The organism is Silvimonas sp. JCM 19000 (assembly GCF_054652575.1).
Window position 1 is genome coordinate 302,517 of the sequence record NZ_BAAIHC010000001.1, and the last position, 19,278, is coordinate 321,794.

At 60.4% G+C, this 19,278-nt stretch carries 20 protein-coding genes; 7 read left to right on the top strand and 13 right to left on the bottom strand.

Features of this window, described 5'->3' with window-relative positions:
* Nucleotides 1-17: 17 nt before the first annotated feature.
* The 3 genes from ACYQ1A_RS01325 to ACYQ1A_RS01335 all read right to left on the bottom strand — a co-directional run bounded on the left by ACYQ1A_RS01325 (nucleotide 18) and on the right by ACYQ1A_RS01335 (nucleotide 2,530).
* On the bottom strand, nucleotides 18-1,106 hold the full coding sequence (locus ACYQ1A_RS01325; RefSeq protein WP_499359541.1) for a CmpA/NrtA family ABC transporter substrate-binding protein: 1,089 nt from the start codon (nucleotides 1,104-1,106) through the stop codon (nucleotides 18-20).
* Nucleotides 1,107-1,118: 12 nt separating this feature from the next.
* The gene (locus ACYQ1A_RS01330; protein WP_062224586.1) at nucleotides 1,119-1,694 is read right to left on the bottom strand and encodes an ANTAR domain-containing response regulator; all 576 of its coding nucleotides are present in this window, start codon (nucleotides 1,692-1,694) and stop codon (nucleotides 1,119-1,121) included.
* A 107-nt stretch (nucleotides 1,695-1,801) separates the two neighbouring features.
* A complete protein-coding gene (locus ACYQ1A_RS01335; RefSeq protein ID WP_499359545.1) occupies nucleotides 1,802-2,530 on the bottom strand; it encodes an HPP family protein in 729 nt (242 codons plus the stop codon).
* 197 nt (nucleotides 2,531-2,727) lie between these two features.
* Here ACYQ1A_RS01335 and ACYQ1A_RS01340 point away from each other — a divergent pair, with 197 nt between their 5' ends.
* Entirely contained in the window at nucleotides 2,728-2,958 is a 231-nt protein-coding gene (locus tag ACYQ1A_RS01340; RefSeq protein ID WP_499359547.1) for a hypothetical protein, read from the top strand.
* A gap of 14 nt (nucleotides 2,959-2,972) precedes the next feature.
* On the opposite strand, the gene ACYQ1A_RS01345 is transcribed toward ACYQ1A_RS01340, so the two are convergent.
* A complete protein-coding gene (locus tag ACYQ1A_RS01345; RefSeq protein ID WP_499359550.1) occupies nucleotides 2,973-3,533 on the bottom strand; it encodes a peroxiredoxin in 561 nt (186 codons plus the stop codon).
* A 228-nt stretch (nucleotides 3,534-3,761) separates the two neighbouring features.
* On the opposite strand from ACYQ1A_RS01345, the gene ACYQ1A_RS01350 reads away from it, so the two are divergent.
* Nucleotides 3,762-4,763, top strand: a complete 1,002-nt coding sequence (locus tag ACYQ1A_RS01350) for an AI-2E family transporter (RefSeq protein ID WP_499359551.1) — start codon at nucleotides 3,762-3,764, stop codon at nucleotides 4,761-4,763.
* 52 nt (nucleotides 4,764-4,815) lie between these two features.
* Here the strand turns inward: ACYQ1A_RS01350 and ACYQ1A_RS01355 are convergent, their stop codons facing one another.
* The 4 genes from ACYQ1A_RS01355 to ACYQ1A_RS01370 all read right to left on the bottom strand — a co-directional run bounded on the left by ACYQ1A_RS01355 (nucleotide 4,816) and on the right by ACYQ1A_RS01370 (nucleotide 9,625).
* Nucleotides 4,816-5,994: a DUF2863 family protein gene (locus ACYQ1A_RS01355; protein ID WP_499359553.1), complete on the bottom strand. Its 1,179-nt coding sequence runs from the start codon at nucleotides 5,992-5,994 to the stop codon at nucleotides 4,816-4,818.
* Between the two features lie 69 nt (nucleotides 5,995-6,063).
* Nucleotides 6,064-6,555: a GNAT family N-acetyltransferase gene (locus ACYQ1A_RS01360; protein WP_499359554.1), complete on the bottom strand. Its 492-nt coding sequence runs from the start codon at nucleotides 6,553-6,555 to the stop codon at nucleotides 6,064-6,066.
* A gap of 90 nt (nucleotides 6,556-6,645) precedes the next feature.
* Nucleotides 6,646-8,529, bottom strand: coding sequence for a DEAD/DEAH box helicase (locus tag ACYQ1A_RS01365; RefSeq protein WP_499359556.1), 1,884 nt, complete (start codon nucleotides 8,527-8,529; stop codon nucleotides 6,646-6,648).
* Nucleotides 8,530-8,761: 232 nt separating this feature from the next.
* Nucleotides 8,762-9,625, bottom strand: coding sequence for a mechanosensitive ion channel domain-containing protein (locus ACYQ1A_RS01370; protein ID WP_499359558.1), 864 nt, complete (start codon nucleotides 9,623-9,625; stop codon nucleotides 8,762-8,764).
* A 258-nt stretch (nucleotides 9,626-9,883) separates the two neighbouring features.
* Here ACYQ1A_RS01370 and ACYQ1A_RS01375 point away from each other — a divergent pair, with 258 nt between their 5' ends.
* Nucleotides 9,884-10,855 (top strand): FecR family protein, encoded by a 972-nt coding sequence (locus ACYQ1A_RS01375; protein WP_499359560.1) that lies wholly within the window; start codon nucleotides 9,884-9,886, stop codon nucleotides 10,853-10,855.
* An 83-nt stretch (nucleotides 10,856-10,938) separates the two neighbouring features.
* Complete coding sequence (locus ACYQ1A_RS01380) at nucleotides 10,939-11,412, top strand: WbuC family cupin fold metalloprotein (protein WP_499359563.1); 474 nt, start codon at nucleotides 10,939-10,941, stop codon at nucleotides 11,410-11,412.
* On the opposite strand, the gene ACYQ1A_RS01385 is transcribed toward ACYQ1A_RS01380, so the two are convergent.
* The 3 genes from ACYQ1A_RS01385 to ACYQ1A_RS01395 all read right to left on the bottom strand — a co-directional run bounded on the left by ACYQ1A_RS01385 (nucleotide 11,409) and on the right by ACYQ1A_RS01395 (nucleotide 13,272).
* Entirely contained in the window at nucleotides 11,409-11,756 is a 348-nt protein-coding gene (locus ACYQ1A_RS01385) for a hypothetical protein (RefSeq protein ID WP_062221637.1), read from the bottom strand. The two genes, ACYQ1A_RS01380 and ACYQ1A_RS01385, sit on opposite strands and share 4 nt — an antisense overlap.
* Before the next feature lie 92 nt (nucleotides 11,757-11,848).
* The gene (locus ACYQ1A_RS01390) at nucleotides 11,849-12,922 is read right to left on the bottom strand and encodes a DUF1700 domain-containing protein (protein ID WP_062221635.1); all 1,074 of its coding nucleotides are present in this window, start codon (nucleotides 12,920-12,922) and stop codon (nucleotides 11,849-11,851) included.
* A complete protein-coding gene (locus ACYQ1A_RS01395) occupies nucleotides 12,919-13,272 on the bottom strand; it encodes a PadR family transcriptional regulator (protein ID WP_499359566.1) in 354 nt (117 codons plus the stop codon). Before ACYQ1A_RS01395 ends, ACYQ1A_RS01390 begins: the two co-directional genes overlap by 4 nt.
* Before the next feature lie 272 nt (nucleotides 13,273-13,544).
* On the opposite strand from ACYQ1A_RS01395, the gene rfaD reads away from it, so the two are divergent.
* On the top strand, nucleotides 13,545-14,540 hold the full coding sequence (rfaD, locus tag ACYQ1A_RS01400; RefSeq protein WP_499359569.1) for an ADP-glyceromanno-heptose 6-epimerase: 996 nt from the start codon (nucleotides 13,545-13,547) through the stop codon (nucleotides 14,538-14,540).
* 19 nt (nucleotides 14,541-14,559) lie between these two features.
* On the opposite strand, the gene ACYQ1A_RS01405 is transcribed toward rfaD, so the two are convergent.
* Nucleotides 14,560-15,486, bottom strand: a complete 927-nt coding sequence (locus tag ACYQ1A_RS01405) for a helix-turn-helix domain-containing protein (protein WP_499359571.1) — start codon at nucleotides 15,484-15,486, stop codon at nucleotides 14,560-14,562.
* A gap of 122 nt (nucleotides 15,487-15,608) precedes the next feature.
* On the opposite strand from ACYQ1A_RS01405, the gene ACYQ1A_RS01410 reads away from it, so the two are divergent.
* Complete coding sequence (locus tag ACYQ1A_RS01410; protein WP_499359573.1) at nucleotides 15,609-16,277, top strand: HAD-IA family hydrolase; 669 nt, start codon at nucleotides 15,609-15,611, stop codon at nucleotides 16,275-16,277.
* Nucleotides 16,278-16,309: 32 nt separating this feature from the next.
* Here the strand turns inward: ACYQ1A_RS01410 and ACYQ1A_RS01415 are convergent, their stop codons facing one another.
* Nucleotides 16,310-17,074 carry a bestrophin-like domain gene (locus ACYQ1A_RS01415; protein WP_499359575.1) on the bottom strand — a complete coding sequence of 255 codons (765 nt, stop codon included), beginning with the start codon at nucleotides 17,072-17,074 and terminating at the stop codon, nucleotides 16,310-16,312.
* 409 nt (nucleotides 17,075-17,483) lie between these two features.
* Here ACYQ1A_RS01415 and aspT point away from each other — a divergent pair, with 409 nt between their 5' ends.
* A complete protein-coding gene (gene aspT / locus ACYQ1A_RS01420; RefSeq protein WP_499359576.1) occupies nucleotides 17,484-19,169 on the top strand; it encodes an aspartate-alanine antiporter in 1,686 nt (561 codons plus the stop codon).
* Nucleotides 19,170-19,278 lie beyond the last annotated feature (109 nt).

The following is a 19,278-nucleotide window of genomic DNA, read 5'->3' on the forward strand; positions in this document are numbered from 1 at the left end:
ACCCGGCCCCGGTGCCATCAAGGCCAGTGCGTACCGTCCATTAATACGCTGTGGCGCACGTCGCTATCCGGGCAGGCGATGCCGAGTTCAGCGGCGGCCTGGCGATACAAGGCAGTCTGGTTGATGCCTGCCGCTATGGTCATCGGCTCGATGTCGCGTTTGATATAGCCCCAGCGCTGGTACTGGCTGACAAACCATGCGCCATCGGATAACCACGGATAGGTGACCGCGCCGTTGCCAAAGAAGCGCACCGGCTCCGGAGTATCCGTGCGCGGCGGAAACTGGCCGAGCAGACGCGGCAGAATCAGTGCTTCCGGCTGGTTCAGATATTGCGGCTGGGCCAGCATACGTGCGGCTTCGGCCCGATGCATGCTGTCGGCATCAAGCCAGCGGCAAGCCTGCAACACGCAGCGGATCAGCGCACGCGCACTGTTGGGGTAAAGCGCGGCAAAGTCGCGGCGGCAGGCCAGGATTTTTTCTGGATGCTCGGGCCAGATTTCGCTGCTGACGATCCAGGTGACGCCAGCGCCGGCTTGTGCCGCCACAGCGTGCCAGGGCTCGCCAGCGCAGAACCCGTCAAGGCGCCCGCTGGCCAGCGTGGCGCTCATCTCGGACGGCGCAATCACCACGGACTGGACATCGCTCAAGGGATGCACGCCTTGCGCCGCCAGCCAGTAATACAGCCACATCGCATGGGTGCCGGTCGGAAAAGTCTGCGCAAACACCAACTGGCGCGGGCTGGTGTCGACAATCTGACGCAGGCTCTGGCCACTGCGCAATTGCTGGGCGAGCGCTGGCGACAGGGTAATGGCCTGGCCATTCTGGTTCAGCGTCATCAATGCCGCCATATCCGCTTGCGGCCCACCTATCCCCAGTTGCACGCCGTAGGCCAGGCCGTATAGCGCATGCGCGGCGTCGAGTTCGCCACTGAGCAATTTATCGCGCAACGCCGCCCACGACGGTTGGCGCAGCAATTGCAGTTCCAGCCCGGCGCTGGCGGCAAAACGTTGGGCCACGAGCAGCGGCGCGCAATCGGTCAGCGCAACAAAACCCAGCCGTAGCGTGGTTTTTTCCGGGGCGCCAGATGCGGGCAGGGAGGCGTGCATTGCTGGATTTCCTTAGCCGAGCAGGTCGGACATATTAATCAGTTGGCGCGCCACGTCGGCCAGCTTCTGGCCTTGCTTCATGGCTTGCGTGCGCAAGAGTTCATAGGCAGCGGCTTCAGTCAGGCCGCGCTTGTCCATCAGCACGCCTTTGGCGCGATCGATCAATTTACGATCTGACAGCTGTTGTTCTACCTTGGCCAGGCGTTGTCGCAGCCGGTCATCCTCGGCAAAACGCACCAGCGCAACCTCGATAATGGGGGAAAGTTTCTCGGCGGCCAGACCGTCAACGACATAGGTGGTTACGCCTGCGCCGACAGCGGCGCGGATTAATTGCTGGTTGGCGTCGTGGGTAAACATCACCACTGGGCGTGGTGCGGTCGCGTTCATCACGGCCAGTTGTTCCAGCGTGTCGCGCGACGGGCTTTCGGTATCGATAATCACCACATCGGGGTGCTGCTGTTCCACCGCGCGCAACAAAGCGGTGGAGCTAACCGCATCGGGCAGCACGTCATAACCCTGCTGCAACAAGGTATCGCGCAGCGCGCCGATGGCTTTGGCAGTGTCGGTGACCAGCAGCACGCGCAACATGCGCTCAGGCCTGCGGGGGAATCAGACGGGACGGCGAGGGCACGGCGCAGAACTCCATAAGGCTGATGATGGATGCAACATGCAAATATCGTGCCGCGGCCAAGCCGCTACGGCTGGCGCGCCGCGCGGCCGGCCTGCAACTGGCGCTGCAGCGCGCGCATTTCGGCCGCATAAATAATGTCTTCCAGATCTTCTTCGCTGATATCCACCAGCTCGCCACGCGCTGATAACACCGCGCGCAAATCATCGCGTGTGACCGCACCGGCTTGCACGGCTGGGCTGACACGATGGTTGCTGGCGGCGCGTTCGCTGACCCGATGCGGGTAACGGCGCTGTAGCGCGTTATTGAACAGCAGGGCGCAGCCCAGCAATAACACCGAGTTCAGCAACACCGGCCACAGCACAAAGCCAAACCCCAGTTTGTACACCGCAGGCCCTCCCAATACGGCGGTCAAGGCCACCGCGCCGCTGGGAGGATGAACGCAGCGCGTTTCAAACATCAACGCGATGGCGACGGCCGCAGCGACGGCAGCGGCAAAGCCGGTATGCCCCAGCAGCAGGCCCGCAGCCACGCCGACGGTTGAGGCAATCAGATTGCCTCCCAGCAACGACCACGGTTGCGCCAGCGGGCTGGCCGGGACCGCAAACAGCAATACCGCCGAAGCGCCCATCGGCGCAATAAACCACGGGTTCAACTGGCCCAGCACGTCGCGGCTCAGAAACTCGGTGAGCCACAAACCCAGCGCGGCGCCGATGCAGCCAAGCAGGCGCTCGCGGCGGCTGGCGGTGGTGGCGGCGGGACGAAAGCTATGCAGCCAGTGAAAAAACCCGTGCATCAAACCGGCTCATCGTTGATCTGAAAGGAAGCGAAATATATCACGGCGTGATATATGCCCGCGACCGCCGCCACGGCTCAAACGTCGGACGGCGCTCACACCTACAGCAATCTGCGCATGCTGCGGACTGGCTGCAGGGCGCGTTGCGCGCATCATGGCAGCGTCGCGGCGTTTGCCGCATCGGCCAGGAGCTTGCAATGGAACCGATCCTTACCTCTGCCTCAACCGCGCCCATGACACTTGCTGTCTATAACGCGCTCAAAACCCTGGATGAGTCGCCTTTGCTGCAACTGACAGTGGGCGAGCAAGAAAAACGCCAGTTGATGCAACTGGGCTATGTGACTGAAAACGAACTGGGGCTGTTTCGCCTCTCGCCGCAAGGCAAAGAGGCGCTGGAAAATTTCCGCAGCCATCACGAAGTGGAATAGCTGCCTGCCCTGGCTTATTGCGCCGTGCTGCTGCCCGCGCCCTTGGTGGTGACCAGGGCACGCACGGCTTGCAAGGTGTTGGCCACGTGTTTGTCCGGGCTGAGCGCAGTGTATTCGTAGGCAATCTTGCCATCCTGGCTAATCACATAAGACGTGCGATTGGCGTATTTGAAGGCCAGTGTGGCGTCGTAGGCGGTCATGATTTTTTTGTCGGCATCCGAGGCCACGGCAAACTTGCTGCGGCATTCCGATACCGAAAACTTGTTCAGCGTCTCAATGTCGTCAGCGGAGATGCCAATCACGGTCGCACCCAAAGCCTGGTACTTGTCGATGGCCTCGGCAAAATCATGGGCTTCAATGGTGCAGCCTTTCGAGAATGCGGCCGGATAAAAATACAGCACCACCGGGCCTTTCTTTAGCGCATCGCTCAATTTGAAATCAAACACCTTGCCGCCCAGCGATGCCTGGGTGGTGAAGGCAGGTGCATCGCTGCCAACGGGCAGGGCCGCATGGGCGGGGCCAGCCAGCACGCTGGCGAGGACCAACGGCAGTGCAAGGTGTGACAAGCGGGGCATGTTTTTTCTCCGGTAGGTCTGGCTGATTATTTGTGGCTGATCTTAGTCGAAACGCGCGGAACCTGTATCAGGTTGTCACAGTCCGTCTGCGTGGGCCCGGCTAATCACAAGGGCCGGGGTCGGGTATATACGCATCTGCTTAATTTCCCGTTATTCTTGGCAACTTCTTTGCGCTCTGGTTCCCACGTGAAATCTAACAAGGCTCCCCTGCAAGAACCACCCTGCGTCATGCCCGGCAATTTCAAGCTGGACGTCGCAGCGTGGCTCATCGCTTTTGCGCTACTGCTGGGCGTGCTGTTGCTGCATCTGGTGCCGGCGCTGTTTACCGGGCTGATTGCGTTTACGCTGATTCATTCGCTGGCGCCGGTGGTGTCACGGCTGGCGCAGGGCGTGCGGGGGCGTCTGCTGGTGGCGATCTTGCTGGTGGCGGTAGTGGTGGGGCTGTTTGTGGCGCTGGGCATTGCCACGGCCGCCTTTGTGCGCAGCGAGGCCGGGCTGTCCGCCCTGTTTGCGCGCATGGCCTTGATTATCGAAGACGCCAGCCAGACCTTGCCGCCGTGGCTGGCCGACAATCTGCCCAATAGCGGCGACGAAATCCGCAGCATGAGCGTGGACTGGCTACGCGCGCATTCCACCGAAATGCGCATCTTTGGGACCGAAGCCGGCATGGCCTTTGTGCATGGATTGATCGGGCTGGTGATCGGCGTGATGGTGGCGGTGCACGACGTTTTGCTGGATACCCATATCAAGCCCTTATCAGCCGCCTTGATGCGGCGCATGCGGCTGTTTACTTATTCATTTCGCCAGGTGGTATTTGCGCAGATCCGGATTTCGGCGATCAATACCGCTTTTACCGCCATTTATCTCGCCATCATCTTGCCCGCCTGCGGCGTGCATTTGCCCTTGGTAAAGACCATGATTCTGGTGTCTTTTATCGTGGGGCTGCTGCCTGTGATTGGCAATCTGATTTCCAACACCGTGATCATCGTGGTGAGCTTGTCGCATTCCTTGCAGATTGCGGCGGGCTCTTTGTTGTTTCTGGTGCTGATCCACAAGCTGGAATATTTTCTGAACGCCAAAATCGTGGGCGGCCGCATCCGGGCCAGTGCCTGGGAAATCCTGTTGGCAATGTTGTTGATGGAAGCACTGTTCGGCATCGGCGGGCTGGCCGCGGCGCCGGTGTTCTATGCCTATCTGAAAAGCGAATTGTCGGCGCGCGGACTGGTGTGATGGTTTGGCAGGCAAGGCGTCCGCGCCGGACGCTTTGCCTGTGCGCTCGCGCTTAATGCAGATGGCGCGGGGTGGAGGTGGTTTCCGGTTCTTCCGGCATTTCGGTATGCAGCAATTCACCCTCCGGCGTCGGGTACAGTGGCGAGCCGCAGTCGTCGCAATAATCGAGCGGAAAGTCATGCTCGTGCACCATGATGTCGACGATGCCGATTTCCTTCAGCACGGCCTCGATTTGCGCCACGCAATCGGTGTGCTCATCCTCGCCATCCAGCAACGGCCAGACCACGCCATGTAGCACTTTGTCTTCGCCGCGACGTAAAAAGCCCACGCGATATTCTTCCAGTCGTTTGCCCTGGAATGGCCCGATGACCGCCTGCAATTCGCGCGCGCCCAGATTCAGGGTCAGCATCAGGAACGCCACCGTGGCCCGCAGCGAATACGCCCGCGATGCCCGATCTGCCTCACGCCAGGTGGTGTGATAGGCGCCGGGGAGCAGCGCCTCAAATGCCGCGCCAGGCAATAAGGGCGACATAGCTGCCGCACCCTGGCGTTGCCATTGATCGATGGCCTCGTCGCTATCGCCATCCTCTTCTTGCCAGCGGAACAGGGCTCCGCCTTGCGGCACGGCCACGACGCCAATCACGTAACGGGTGTCGGACAGGAAGGGGCGGGTTTCTGGTAATCCGGGCGGCACGGCATAGCTGCCATTGCCGAAGGCGGCCTGGGTGAGCGCTTGCAGCAATTCCAGCGTCGGCACAAAACCACGCGGCAGTTGGTCGGGGCTGTAAAGAAAATCGCCGATGCCGATCTGGGCGTTGCGGGCAAAGACGTGGGCGCCCAGTTGTGTGCGTACATTGCGCAGCGTTTCGGCCGGGATATTGCCCGAGGCAATTTGCCAGCGCGACCACGTCAGCAAGGGCGCGCTGAACATCAGGACGTCCCATACCTTGCCGTCGATGCTGATGGTGGTTGATTCGCACACGCTTTCGATGGTGTCGGCCAACGCGTTATACGCCTCAACGTCGTTTTCACTGAGTTGGTCGAGCGCGCTGTTGAGCGTGTCTTCTTCTTTGTCGTTGAGCAGACGCTCCACCAGGGTGGAGAGGCGGGTTTGCCAGAATTGGTCTTCAAGGCGGCTGGTGGAGCTGGCCATGCCTTCAGAAAGCCGGATCAGATCCACTTCATCCGCCGGACTGCGACCACGGCGGGAAGGGCGATTGCGTTTGATCATGTAATTGCTCCGGTCGGTAATCTTGTCATTCTAGCGAATGTGGCCCGCCCCGGTGCGCTGGCTTGCTGGTCAGGCGGGCGTGGGCGCCAGTCGCATCAGTACGGCAGCATCACCGTAGCCGTCGATAGTACGTTCCGGCACAAAGCCCCAGCGCCGCCAGAAGTCCTCTGCCTGCAGCACGGCCACCAGGCGCGTCTGCCGCAAACCGTGAGCGCGACCCCAGGCCATGGCATGTTCGACCAGTGCGGGCGCAATCCCCCGGCCGCGCGCCTGGGGCAGGACGGCCAGATCGTGCCAGAAGTGGGTATCGGCTGGCGTGCTGAGCGCGGGCAGTGCCTGGCCGAGCTTGGGTGGCTGTGCACCACACCAAGGATGCGTAAAGAAATAGCCCACCACGCGGCCCGCCTGCTCGGCCAGCCAGCTGGAATGCGGCGAGGCGTGCAGTTTGCTGGCGAATGCAGCCAGCGGTTCATGAAATCCGGCGGGATAACAGGCTTGCTGAATGGTGTCGATGGCGGGCAGATCGGCCAGGGTGACAGGGCGGATATGGACAGCGGTCATGATCTGATGCGGTTCTGGAAGCTGAAAAAACAAATGCCTCCAAAAAGGAGGCATTTGTTTTAGCCGGGCAAGCCCGGCTGGGCTGGCAGATTACTCGCCGCGGTTGTTGCGACGGGCAAATTCGCCACGGATGGCACGGTCGCTACGCGGAGCGCCATCACGTGCGCCTTCGCGCTTGAAGCCGCCTTCACGCGGAGCGGAGTTGAAACCGCCTTCGCGCTTGAAGCCACCTTCACGCGGTGCAGCTGCATCGCGGCTGAAGCCACCTTCGCGTTTGAAGCCACCTTCACGCGGAGCGGAGTCGCGGTTGAAACCACCTTCGCGCTTGAAGCCACCTTCACGCGGAGCGGAATCACGGTTGAAACCACCTTCGCGCTTGAAGCCGCCTTCACGCGGAGCGGAATCACGGTTGAAACCACCTTCGCGCTTGAAGCCGCCTTCACGCGGAGCGGAGTCACGGTTAAAGCCGCCTTCACGCTTGAAACCACCTTCACGCGGTGCGGAATCACGGTTGAAACCACCTTCGCGGTTGTAACCGCCTTCACGCGGTGCACGGCTGAAAGTGCGTTCGCCGTTGGCATCAGCGCGGTTAAAACCACCTTCGCGCGGTGCCGAGTCACGGTTGTAGCCACCTTCACGCGGTGCGGAATCACGGTTGTAACCGCCTTCGCGCGGCTTGCCAGCGTAACCACCGCGGCCACCGTTACCACCTTGCGGACGACCGCCGCCACCAAAGCCACGACCACCGCGGTCATTGCCGCGATCGCCGCCACGCTCACCGCGGGCTGCCGGCTGGAAGCGTGCTTCCAGACCTTCCATCGCCATGGTGCCGAAGTCGATCTGATAGCGTTTACGGATACGCGTCAGCAGCATGAAGTCGTTTTTGGTCACCAGCGACACTGCGCGGCCTGAACGACCAGCACGGCCGGTACGACCAATACGGTGAATGTAATCTTCCGAGAAACGCGGCAGATCAAAGTTGATCACCTGACCGATACCGGCCACGTCAATACCACGGGCAGCAACGTCGGTAGCGATCAGCATGTCGATCTCGCCACGGCGCAGCTTGTCCAGCACTTTACGGCGGGTGCGTTGCGGCAGATCGCCGTGCATGGCATCAGCGCGCAGGCCTTCCAGCTTCAGCCAGTCAGAGATGCTGTCAGCGTCAACCTTGGTGGCGACAAAGACGATCGACTGGGTGTCCGGCAGGGCTTGAGCCAGTGCAGCGGTCAGTTTCAGTTTGTGTTCGTAACCATCGGCGTAATGCACCGATTGTTCCACGTTAGCGGTCGGCAGACCTTGCGGGGCCAGTTCCACTTTCTGCGGGTTACGCAGCATCGGTGCAGCAAACGTTTGCACGGTTTGCGACAGCGTGGCGGAGAACAGGGCGGTTTGGCGTTCCGGCGGCAGTTGGCCGACGATTTCTTCGATGTCGTCGATGAAACCCATGTCCAGCATGCGGTCAGCTTCGTCCAGCACCAGCATTTCGAGGCGGCGGAAGTCGATACGACCGCTGCGCATCAGGTCCATCAGACGGCCCGGGGTAGCAACCAGTACTTCAACCGGTTGCGCCAGTTGTTTGTGTTGAACCGGGTAAGGTACGCCACCGACCACGCTAACGACTTTGCAACGCGGAATACGACGGGCAAAAGCGACGGCCACCTTGGAAACCTGTTCAGCCAGTTCACGCGTCGGGGTCAGTACCAGAACACGCGGGCCTTTGCCGTGGTGAACCGGCGGACGTGCCAGACGGGTGATTGCAGGCAACAGGAAGGCGGCGGTCTTGCCGGTACCGGTTTGTGCAGAAGCCATCAGATCTTCGCCGCGCAGCAGCACGGGGATCGCATGAGCTTGAATCGGGGTGGGGTTTACCAGGCCTTGCGAGGCCAGTTCTTTGGAGAGATCTTCGTCGAGGCCGAGCGAAGAGAAAGTGATATCCTGATCTGAAGCCTGATCATGGGCGGCGAGCGTCATGCTGTAGTCCTGGTTAAGTGAGCCGGATCAATCAAAGTGTCCGGCGAAGCATCGACCTAACCAACATATGAACCGCAATCACGAACAAACGCAGGGGCGGTGAAGAGGTCAGGGGCGATGAATATCAGAGAGTTGGCAGTCAAAAGCGCTGCCAGCTCTGGGCGAAAGGACGGACTATACGGCTTATTCGGACTAAGGGCAAGTCTCTTGCCATAAAGTTATATGAATATTCTTAACCAGCGGTAGCAAGGTCAGGCGCCAACGCAGGTTCCGCCACGCTTTTCAGGTATTCATGCAGTACCACTTGCTCGATCCGCGCACGTTGCCCCAAGGGTACCGGCAACTGCAGTTGCAGCATCACGGCTTCTCTATCGTCCAGCGCCACCCGTACTCGTGGCTCGGTGGGTGTGGGTTCCAGCGCATAGGTCCGTTCCAGTTCGCGCACATGCACGGCCAGGTCGCTGGCGTATTCCGCGATGACATTATTGGCCGCCTGCAGCAAAGCCGTCTCGGCGCGCTGCCAGTCCTGATCGCGGCTGATGGCCACGTGCACGGTCTGTAATACATAAGCGCCCAACATGGTTTCGTTAAAAACCGGGTTGGACAGTAACAGCGAATTGGGAAACACGATCACCCGGCCGACGGTGCCCTTATGCGGCGCGGCGGCGCTGGATTCGATCAGCGTGGTCGACAGCAGGGTGATGTCGATGACCCGCCCGCGCAATTGGGCGATTTCGATGCGGTCACCAATATCAAACACACGCCCGGTGGTGCGATAGACCGAGCCCAGTATGCACATCAACATTTCTTTGGTGGCCAACACGATGGCGGCGGCAATCGCGACCAGCGATACCGCAAATGCTTCGATCTCATGCCCCCAGATCACCACCATGCCCAGCACAAACAACACCAGGCCCAGATTGCGCGTATAGACCAGCATGCGGCGGCGCGCTTCGGGTGCGGTGTCTTCGCGACGCAAGATGGCGCGGGCAATGAGCGAGCGCACCGTGACCAGCGCGGCAATATAGGCGATCGAGGCAAACAGATCGCGCAGAAACGCAATATCGGAAAACGAGGCAATCAGGTCTTTAAACATGGGCGCATTCTATGTGGCGGCACTGTCCTCTGCAAAGACGGCTTGCCGGAATGACTACACGCCGTAAGAAAAATGCTGATGGGAACGTCCCTGATGGGTGGATAACAGTAATTTCTTATATAGTGGCGCTGCCGTAAGGCCCCCGCTGCCGACCGCAGGGTGGGAACTGAATGGCGTTGGCAGCGTACCAAGAGGCACACTGCCGAGTTAACTGACGGAATGAATCATAATAATGTCCTTGCTACGCGGAGCGCGCCCGTGCTGATCCGGAATCTATTACGTTTGGTCTTGCTTGGCCTGACCTTGCTGGCTCCCGCCGCAGCCTTTGCTGCAGCGGGCAAAGTGGCTGCCATGAACGGACAGATCATGCTGGCGCACGCCTCTGGCGTTGCGCAGGCGGTCAAGGTGGGTGATGCCGTGGACAAGGGCGACACCGTGAGCGCCGGCCCCAACAGTTGGGCCGTGCTGAGCATGCAGGACGGCGCCAGCCTGACCTTACGCCCCAATGCGAAATTGCATATCGATGACTACGTGTTTGACGTCGATAATCCCAAAAACGGTCGCAGTTGGTTGACGCTGACGCAGGGTGCGTTGCGCTCGATTACCGGCGCCATCGGTCGCATGAATAAAGACAGCTACAAGCTGGTGACTCCGACCGCCACCATCGGTATTCGCGGCACCGATTACGATGTCGATGTGGTCACCGACAACAGCCAGCCCGGGCTGGAGCCCGGTACATACCACACGGTGAATGCGGGCGGCACCACGCTCAAGACGCCAGAAGGCGCCATCAACGTGGCCCCGCGCCAGACGGCCTGGACCACGGCCAAACCAGCCAAACCGCGACGCATGAGCAAAAAACAAACCAGTGTCTGGAGCGATATCGGCAAGTTCGATCTGAGCCAGAAAATCAGCAGCGTGCTTGATGGTCTGCATTTGCATAGCGGCGAGGGCTACACACTCGACCCGGACAAATTGGGCAATGACGCACCCAAAGTGCGCCGTTATATGAAGGCGCATCCGGAAAACCCGGCGCGACGCCGCAGCGCCGGCGCTAAACAGTCCGGGCCGGACGGCATCCGCCAGACGCCCGCGCCGGAATCCAGCGCGCTGGATATGGCCAACCGCAAGGCCGGGCAAGAAGCGGATATGTCGCAGAAGTTGCAACACGGGCAGTGGGCGCCGGGTAATCGTTACTTCAAGCCCGCCAACGCCGAGGCCAGACATTAAGCTGCGCTGCGGCGCTGGCCATCAAAAACGGGCATCATGTGCCCGTTTTTTATTGCTTATCGCATCCACTTTTCAGGTCGACCATGAAACAGATCAGCCAGTCCGATATTGATCAACTCGCCGCCCAGGCCGCGGCATCGCCCCGCCAGCGCGCCAATCTGAATCTGCATCCCGAACTGGCGGACCCGATCCAGCGTCTGGCCATTGCAATGGAACCGGCAACCTATGTGCGGCCGCATCGACACCCGCATACCTGGGAATTGCTCTACCCCTTGCGCGGTCGATTTGTGGTGCTGCATTTTGACGATGCCGGGGTGGTGATAGATCGTGCGGTGCTGGGTGACGGGACGGCCACATTGGAGACGCCGGCAGGCACATGGCATGCCGTGCTGTCGCTGGATGCGGGTGGGGTGATTTTTGAAGTGAAACACGGGCCGTATATGGCGATCGATCCGGCGGATTACCTGCCGGGCACGCCAGCAGAAGGCGAGGTGGCGGCAACGGCGTTAATGGCCTGGTATGCCAACGCGCAACCGGGCATGCGCTTGCCGCTTTAACCTGAGGTTGAAAAGGACGTCGGTGCCGGCGCGGGGTTGGTGTAAACACTGGCCGGGGTGGGGGCGATATGGTTGCCGCTGGCGCCCGGGCTTTCGGTGCTGACGCGTTGTTCGGCATCCAGCACGGCTAACCAGTCCGCGGTGCTTTGTTCGGGGAGTTCCGCGGCCACCAGCAGATAGGGCGCTTCGCCAGGGGCGGCTGTGGTGTCTGGCGCGCTGCCTTTGTAGAGGGGAAGCGGGCTGGATTGCGTGGCGCTCTGGTTACGCGTGGTCAGTTTGCGTTTGATGGCGCCAGCGCCGGTGGTGTAGATAGCGCGGGCCGCCTGGATCAGATTACGGTTCATGGCGGTACTCCGGTAGGAACACTCGCCATGATGCCGCTAGAGGGGTCTGCCGCGCAGCGACCTTTCACCGCGCTTTCCAGGTATTTTTGCCGTCAGGCGGCGCGAGCGTCCTGGATGCGGCCAAATTGCCAGCGCACAAACTTGACCGAACCGCGCCAGGTAATACGCACCATCCACAGCAACAACATAAAGCACAGTACACCGCCCACCAGCAGGGCCAGACCAAAGCCCAGCACTTTCTTCGGCGTGCTGGCACGCGTCAGGATGTGCACATCATCATCGTCATCCATCACCAGGCGCACGGTATCGTCGGCGCGTTTGCTAACCACGATGGTCGAAGCGGTGCCCGCATGATCCATGTTGTACCAGTCGATACTGCCGGTCTTGCTGTCGCGGGCAATCTCGACCGTATCGCCGTCTGCCGTCACCACGTTCAGTTTGCTGATTTCGCGCCGACGCATGCTGTAGCTGTCGTTGTCGTCCAGTTGGCCGCCATCGGTGCGGGTCAGATGGCCATGCTCGCTCTTGAGCGCAATCACTTCGCCTTTGCGGCTGGTCAGCTTCAGCTCATCGCCATCGCGCAGCTCCACGCCGATATCGGGCATGTGGTAGTGCAGGGCGGAGGTTGCGCTACCGATGGACTTGCGGCGGGCATCCGCTGCCTCGCGCGCCGTCGGGTTGCCGCCATCGTCTTCCGGCTCAAACACGCTGACATTTACATAACCATCGTCCGGCCCAAGGCTGGCGGTTTGCAGGCTGGGCCAGCCGGTGGCGGTATGCGAACCCCACATCAACACCATGACCAGACCGGTGACCGAGCAGATCACGCTCACGGCCATAAAGCAGGTCAGCAGGCAGAGATAAATCATGAACGGCACGGCCAGGATGAAATTAAGCACGCCCAGACCGGCGATGGCGCCGATGGTGCGCATCAAACTGGCGACATTGCGATCGCGCTCCCAGGTGCGGTAATGCATTTGCACTTTGAGTTCGCGGGCCAGGCGGCGTGGGTCGCCGAGGGCAGCGGCAATTTCCTGTTCGCTGCGGCCATCGCTCAGCGCGTCATGAAAGTACTCGGTGTAATCCGAGAGGATTTCGTTGATAGCGTCGCGAGGCAGGTCTTGCAGGCCGCGTTCGAGTTGGTCGAGAAAAGATTTCTGGTTCATTTTTGTACTTCCTCATCGAGACCGGTGGCTGTACCGGTGGTCTGGGCGTCAAGGACGCTCTCAACTTCAGTGACAAATTCGCGCCATTCCTGCCGCATGCTGGCCAGCTCGCGATGTCCATCCGGCGTAAGCCGGTAGTACTTGCGTGCCGGGCCGCTGCTGGATTCGACCAGGTAAGTGCTCACCCAGGATTCGTTCTGCAGCCGCCGCATCAGCGGATAGATCGTGCCTTCACTGACATCCATGCCTTGCGCCAGATTGCTGGCGATTTCGTACGAGTAGCTGTCTTTGCGGGCCAGCAGAGCCAGCACACACATGTCGAGCGTTCCTTTCTTGAGCTGTATCTTCATGGTGTTTCCTTTTCAGTACCATGCAATGCACAGTACGATGGAATGGATAGTAGTCATTCAGTACCTTGTGATGCAAGGTATAGTTTTATGTCGATGGCATTCCGGCGACAAACGGTAGGTGACAGTCATTGGAGAAGGGGTGGTGGCAACCGCACAAAAAGCGCTTTATGCCAGGCGGGCCGCCACAGCGGCGTTGCCGCGCTGCGGGCTTTTAGCGACAATCGCGCCATCGCAGGCACAGCCTCTGTGCTTTAACGGCAAGGAAAATCGCTATGACTATCGTTGTGACCGGCGCAGCCGGCATGATCGGCTCCAACCTGATACGCGCGCTCAACGAGCGCGGCGACACCGACATCATTGCGGTGGACAACCTCACGCGCGGCGACAAATTCCGCAATCTGGTCGATTGCCAGATTTCGCATTACGTCGACAAGACTGATTTTCTGGACGAATTGGCCAGTGGGCGCTGGGACGGCCAGATCAGTGCGGTGCTGCATCAGGGCGCGTGCTCCGACACCATGGAGCACAACGGCAAGTACATGATGGACAACAACTATCAGTACACGCTGGGGCTGTTTGAATGGTGCCAGTCAGAAGAAATCCAGTTTCTGTATGCCTCCAGCGCAGCCACCTATGGCGCGGGTCGCAACGGCTTTCATGAAGATCCGGAATGTGAATCGCCGCTGAACGTGTATGGCTATTCCAAGTTGCTGTTCGACCAGGTACTGCGTCAGCGGTGGGATGAGCTCAGCGCGCAAGCGGTCGGCTTTCGCTATTTCAATGTGTACGGTCCGCGCGAACAACATAAAGAACGCATGGCCTCGGTGGCCTTCCACAATTTCAATCAGTACCGCGCTACCGGCAAAGTCAAATTGTTTGGCGAATACGGCGGCTACCCGGCGGGCGGCCACACGCGTGACTTCGTGTCGGTTGAAGACGTGGTCAAGGTCAACCTGTGGTTTCTGGAGAACTCCGAAGTCTGCGGCGTTTACAACGTGGGCACCGGCAAGGCGCAACCGTTTAATGATGTGGCGCTGACGGTCATCAATACCTGCCGCGCTGACGAAGGCAAAAGCGTGCTGACCCTGGCCGATGCCATCGGCGAGGGGCTGCTGGAATACACCGAATTTCCCGATGCGCTCAAAGGCAAATATCAAAGCTTTACCGAAGCCGATATGACCTTGCTGCGTGAAGCAGGCTATGACGAAGCCTTCCTCACGGTGGAAGAAGGCGTGCAGCGTTATGTGCAGGAATTGCTGCGCAAATAAGCTGGCCCGGCGTGTAACTTCAAGGCGTGGTGGGCTCGCCGATGCGATAGCGAAAGCGCAGCCCGGGCGTGTCGAGATTGTCGCGGGCGGCGTTCTGGCGGTGGCTCAAATGGTAACGCCGGCGAAAATCGCCCGGCGATAAACCCTTGGCCGCCGCAAATTGTTTGTAGAAATGACTGGGGCTGGGAAAGCCACTTTGCTCGCCCACCAGTTGCACCTGCAAATGGGTGGTGATCAGCAAATTGCAGGCATGCCCGATACGCAACTGGCCCAGCAAACCCGACATATTGTCGTGCAGCTGCTCGCGCAGTAGCCGCTTCAGCGTGGCCTCGCTGGTGCGCGCGGCGGTGGCCAGATCGGCCAGGGTAACCGGCTCGCGATAATGCTGATGCAACCACGCCAGCGCCAGTTCGATGCGTTGATCCAGCACATCCGGATTACGCGCCCCCGCCAGAAAACGCGCGCCATGATCGCGCGGTAGCCCATCCAGAATTTCCAGCAAGCAGCCCAGCCGGGTCAGGCCGCGCGCGCTCTTGAGCCGATCAAACAAGGCGGTCATGCCTTCAGCGCAGGGCAGGCTGAATTCCACCCCGTTCTGCGCACCCCGCAGCCACTGCGCCAGACCCGTCATCTCGGGGAGTGCGCCAGCCGCCAGTTCCTCGACCCATTCCCGGGTAAAAAAGATCACTTCCACCTGATGCAAAGCGCCGTCGGCGCGGCGCGGCGCTTGCCAGGTATGCGCCTGGTTGGGCCCCACCAGCATCAGATCAAGCTCGCCAAACGGCGCCACATCGCCACCCACATAACGCATGCCGCGCGCGCGACGTGTGAGCGTGAGTTCGAATTCAGGATGGTAGTGCCATATAAATGGCACCTGCTCCACATCAAGCCGCTGGTAATGCCAGCGCTGACCGTGGCTGTATGCAACCATTTCACGTGTCAACATACGGGTTACACCTTAGGGGTCCGGGTGAGCTGATTGTAGAGAAAATTGCACCATAAGCGAACCCGGAAAGACTGGCGGTGCGCGATATTCCAGCTATCTCTAGTCAGTTTGCAGGACGCATCATGCCGCGCCACCACGCTTTAGCCTTCTTGTTTGATATGGATGGCACCCTGATCGATTCCCATGTGCTGGTCGACCGGACCTGGTCCGCGTGGTGCGCCCGGCGCGGTTTTGATCTGGAAGAAATCCGCCCTTATACCCACGGCGTGCGCACCGAAGACACGCTACGCATGGTTGCGCCGCATCTTGATGTCGCGACTGAAGTGGCATGGATGGAAGAGATCGAAACCGACACCAGCGGTGGTATCAAGCTGGTGCCGAACGCGGGCCATTTTCTGGCTCGGGTGCCGGACGAACACTGGGCCGTGGTCACCTCCGCCTCGCGCCCGGTGCTGGATGCGCGCTTTGAAGCCTGCGGCCTGGTATTGCCGCGCGCAGTGGTCACCTCCGAGACCGTCAGCCGCGGCAAACCGTCGCCGGAACCCTATCTGCAAGCCGCAGAAAAACTCGGCATCCACCCGCGCGATTGCATCGTGTTTGAAGACGCCCCCGCCGGCATGGAATCCGCCCTGGCCGCTGGCTGCCGCGTGGTTTTGGTCGGCGGCCTGCAGTCGACGGAACGCGGCGTGATCGGCGCGATCAATGACTACGCCGAACTCGAACTCGATGTGCACGACGGCCTCACCCTGAGTGTTCCCGAATCCGTCGCTGCCCGTTACGCCATGTTCTGAGCGCAAAAATCCGCGGCGGCGCGGGCCAACGGTTATTTCAGGGTGTTGGCCAGACTCTGCAGGTTTTGCGGTTGCACGCGGATGATGCCTTTGCGCGGGCTGTCGATATCAGCGATCAGCAAAAAGGACAGCGCCACCACCAACGGCATGATGACGAGAAAACGCAAAGGCGGGCGGCGGCCGCGCATTCCGTAACCCACCAGCAGGTTGCAAAAGATACCCAGCAAGCCCAGCAACAGCCAAACCGAATGCGGGATGCGGTTCCACCAGGCGGCTTGCGCGTAGCCTTGCGCATTAATGACGTCATTAGCGCCCGCCACCACCAGTGCCGTCACTGGGTTGGGCGTTGCGGCTGCGGCGCCTGCGCGCACCACTTGCCAGATGGCGTTTTGTGCTGCGCCGGCCTCTGCGTTCAGTTGCGCGCGGCGGTCGGCGTCCAGCGGCGCGTAAAACTCAAGGCGTAGCGCAAGATAATGTTTTAGCGCGCTTTGCATTTGTTTGTTTTGCGGTGCCGGTAGCAGATCCGCGCGCAGGTATTCAGTGCCGATGGCATTGGCCTCTTCCTCTTCGTAGTTCTTACGCTGGTCGTAGCGGCCGACGGCCATGGACAGGCTGAAGCCGATGACCAGGGCCAGCAAGGTCAGCGATGCGGACTGCACGATGCCAAAATCATCGCGCACTTCTTTGTCCTGCAAGGCCTGCTTGCCTGGCATCCGTGTACCGGCATAAGCGCATGCCAGCATGATCGTTACGGCTACAAAAAACAGAACAATCGGGAAATCGACCAGCTGGGCCATAGGAAGCTCATTCGAGTTTTTCAGGGGTGTGGTAGGGGGGGGCTGCTGCAGGTCGCGCCCGCCATCCTCGTCGGTGCCGCGGGTCAGCGATGCCGAGTTCAGCCCGCGCACTCTGGTTTTACAGGATTTGCCTGCGTGGTTGCGCGCCGTGGGAACGATTTTTCTGCCAATCGGAGGAGGAGTCGGAGCAACCGGGCCCGGCCCGTTGCGCTATGCGGGCGTCATACGCAGGTTGCCATTTCAGGATTTCGTCTTATCAATAAGTTGAAGCATGCATCTCCGCAGCACGCTTGCCGTCTCGAGTCGTGCCACCGTGGCATACGGAAAAGCATGTGCTCTGCCTCCCGACCCTATATGAAGCGTTAACCGTCGCCCCGGCGACTGCAAAAAAACAAAAGGCGCCGTCGTCATGGATTTTGTCCTGCATACGTTTCGCGCCAACCCCGAGCTGGGCATCTTTCTGGCGATTGCGCTGGGAACCTGGCTAGGTAATGTGCGATGGGGCAAGTTTCATCTCGGGTCGGTAGCAGGTTCTTTGCTGATGGGGTTGCTGATCGGGCAGATCGGCATTGCCGTACCTGCCTTGCTGAAGGCGGTTTTCTTTGCACTCTTCATCTATTCCGTGGGCTTTAAAAGCGGCCCGGAATTCTTCGGTAGCCTCAATCGCGGCACGCTGAAACTGGTGGTGTTTTCGGTTGTGCTCTGTGTAACGGGCTTGCTGACCATACTGTTGATGAACCATTGGTTTGGTTTTGATGCCGGTTTTGCGGCTGGGCTGGGGGCGGGCGCGCTCACCGATACCGCGATGATGGGTACGGCTGCCAGCGCGCTGAACGGTTTACCCATCACCAGCGCACAACTGAGTCAGCTCAACAGCCATATGGCAGTGGCCTACGCCATTACCTATCTATTCGGCACGATAGGCCTGATTCTGTTTGTCAGCGCCATCGCGCCGCTGTTGCTCGGCGTGGATCTCAAGCAATCGGCCCGGGAGCTGGAAGCCAAACTCGCTGAAGGCGAGGGGGGGCACGACGACGTCATGACGCCTTACACCCGCATCGTGACCCGCGCGCACGTCCTTACCGCTGCGGGTACTGCCATTGCCAGAACCATCGCCGCAGTCGAGCACGATTTGCCGTGGATCAGCATTGAACGCGTGGTGCGTGCTGGCGCCGTGCATGAACGCCAGCCGGATCTGCTGCTGCAGGAAGGGGATATTGTCGGGATCGGTTGCCAGCGCGTGTACGCGGCGCAGCTCGCTGCCTTGCTGGGGCCAGAAATCGATCATCCATTGGCCATGTCCTATCCGACGCGCGCGGTCGAAGTCGTGGTGCGGCACGGCGAATTTGCCCACAAAAATCTCGCTCAAATCCGGGCTATGGTTGGCCCGTCGTCGCGGCACGGACTATTTCTTGATCGCGTTACCCGCCAGGGCTATGACTTGCCGCTGCTTAACAAGACCGTGTTACGGCCCGGCGATATTGCGCATCTGTCGGGTCGGCCGGACTGCGTCGATACCTTGGCCGCGCGCCTGGGCAAGGTCCGTTCCGCCCGGCACAAGAGCGATATCGCATTGCATGCTTTCGGGATTGTATTGGGGTCGCTGCTGGGCGCGCTGTCGGCACGGGTTGGCGACGTACCCATCGAGTTGGGGATAGGTGGCGGCATCCTGGTGGTGGCGCTGGTGCTGGGCTGGTTGCAATCGCGCTATCCCGCCTTTGGCGCCTTGCCCCCGGCCGCCCAGTGGGCGTTTTCCGAGTTCGGTCTGACCGCTTTTGCAGCCGTGGTCGGTTTACTGGCCGGGCCGCCAGCCATCGTCGCCATTCAGGCGCATGGCATCTCTCTGGTAATTGCTGGCGTCGTGGTAACGCTGGTGCCGCCGGTGGTTGCGTTTTATTTTGGCAAATGGGTACTGCGGCTACATCCGATGATCTTGCTAGGCGCACTTGCTGGCGCCCAGACCGAGGCCGCGTCGATGAACGCCATTATCGAGCAATCCGGCAGCCAGACGCCCGTCATTGGCTTTACCGTGTGTTATGCCATCTCCAACGTGCTGTTCGCGGTGTGGGGCCCGATTATCGTTGCTGCCGCCTGAGACCCGAGCGGGGCCGTCACGCAGCTGCGGGGCTAGCTGGCTGGCGCGCACGGCACTGCATGGCGATACGATCTTGCGTATTCCCGGCTTATAATCGGGGCTCCATTGG

Excerpts from the sequence above, each read along its gene's own strand:
- ACYQ1A_RS01360 (WP_499359554.1), bottom strand. The coding sequence starts at position 6,555 with ATGACCGCTGTCCATATCCGCCCTGTCACCCTGGCCGATCTGCCCGCC.
- ACYQ1A_RS01385 (WP_062221637.1), bottom strand. The coding sequence starts at position 11,756 with ATGAACCGTAATCTGATCCAGGCGGCCCGCGCTATCTACACCACCGGC.
- ACYQ1A_RS01390 (WP_062221635.1), bottom strand. The coding sequence starts at position 12,922 with ATGAACCAGAAATCTTTTCTCGACCAACTCGAACGCGGCCTGCAAGAC.
- ACYQ1A_RS01380 (WP_499359563.1), top strand. The coding sequence starts at position 10,939 with ATGAAACAGATCAGCCAGTCCGATATTGATCAACTCGCCGCCCAGGCC.
- ACYQ1A_RS01335 (WP_499359545.1), bottom strand. The coding sequence starts at position 2,530 with ATGCACGGGTTTTTTCACTGGCTGCATAGCTTTCGTCCCGCCGCCACC.
- ACYQ1A_RS01350 (WP_499359551.1), top strand. The coding sequence starts at position 3,762 with ATGCCCGGCAATTTCAAGCTGGACGTCGCAGCGTGGCTCATCGCTTTT.
- ACYQ1A_RS01345 (WP_499359550.1), bottom strand. The coding sequence starts at position 3,533 with ATGCCCCGCTTGTCACACCTTGCACTGCCGTTGGTCCTCGCCAGCGTG.
- ACYQ1A_RS01395 (WP_499359566.1), bottom strand. The coding sequence starts at position 13,272 with ATGAAGATACAGCTCAAGAAAGGAACGCTCGACATGTGTGTGCTGGCT.
- ACYQ1A_RS01415 (WP_499359575.1), bottom strand. The coding sequence starts at position 17,074 with ATGGCCCAGCTGGTCGATTTCCCGATTGTTCTGTTTTTTGTAGCCGTA.
- ACYQ1A_RS01405 (WP_499359571.1), bottom strand. The coding sequence starts at position 15,486 with ATGTTGACACGTGAAATGGTTGCATACAGCCACGGTCAGCGCTGGCAT.
- ACYQ1A_RS01410 (WP_499359573.1), top strand. The coding sequence starts at position 15,609 with ATGCCGCGCCACCACGCTTTAGCCTTCTTGTTTGATATGGATGGCACC.
- ACYQ1A_RS01330 (WP_062224586.1), bottom strand. The coding sequence starts at position 1,694 with ATGTTGCGCGTGCTGCTGGTCACCGACACTGCCAAAGCCATCGGCGCG.
- ACYQ1A_RS01355 (WP_499359553.1), bottom strand. The coding sequence starts at position 5,994 with ATGATCAAACGCAATCGCCCTTCCCGCCGTGGTCGCAGTCCGGCGGAT.
- rfaD (WP_499359569.1), top strand. The coding sequence starts at position 13,545 with ATGACTATCGTTGTGACCGGCGCAGCCGGCATGATCGGCTCCAACCTG.
- ACYQ1A_RS01365 (WP_499359556.1), bottom strand. The coding sequence starts at position 8,529 with ATGACGCTCGCCGCCCATGATCAGGCTTCAGATCAGGATATCACTTTC.
- ACYQ1A_RS01340 (WP_499359547.1), top strand. The coding sequence starts at position 2,728 with ATGGAACCGATCCTTACCTCTGCCTCAACCGCGCCCATGACACTTGCT.
- ACYQ1A_RS01325 (WP_499359541.1), bottom strand. The coding sequence starts at position 1,106 with ATGCACGCCTCCCTGCCCGCATCTGGCGCCCCGGAAAAAACCACGCTA.
- ACYQ1A_RS01370 (WP_499359558.1), bottom strand. The coding sequence starts at position 9,625 with ATGTTTAAAGACCTGATTGCCTCGTTTTCCGATATTGCGTTTCTGCGC.
- aspT (WP_499359576.1), top strand. The coding sequence starts at position 17,484 with ATGGATTTTGTCCTGCATACGTTTCGCGCCAACCCCGAGCTGGGCATC.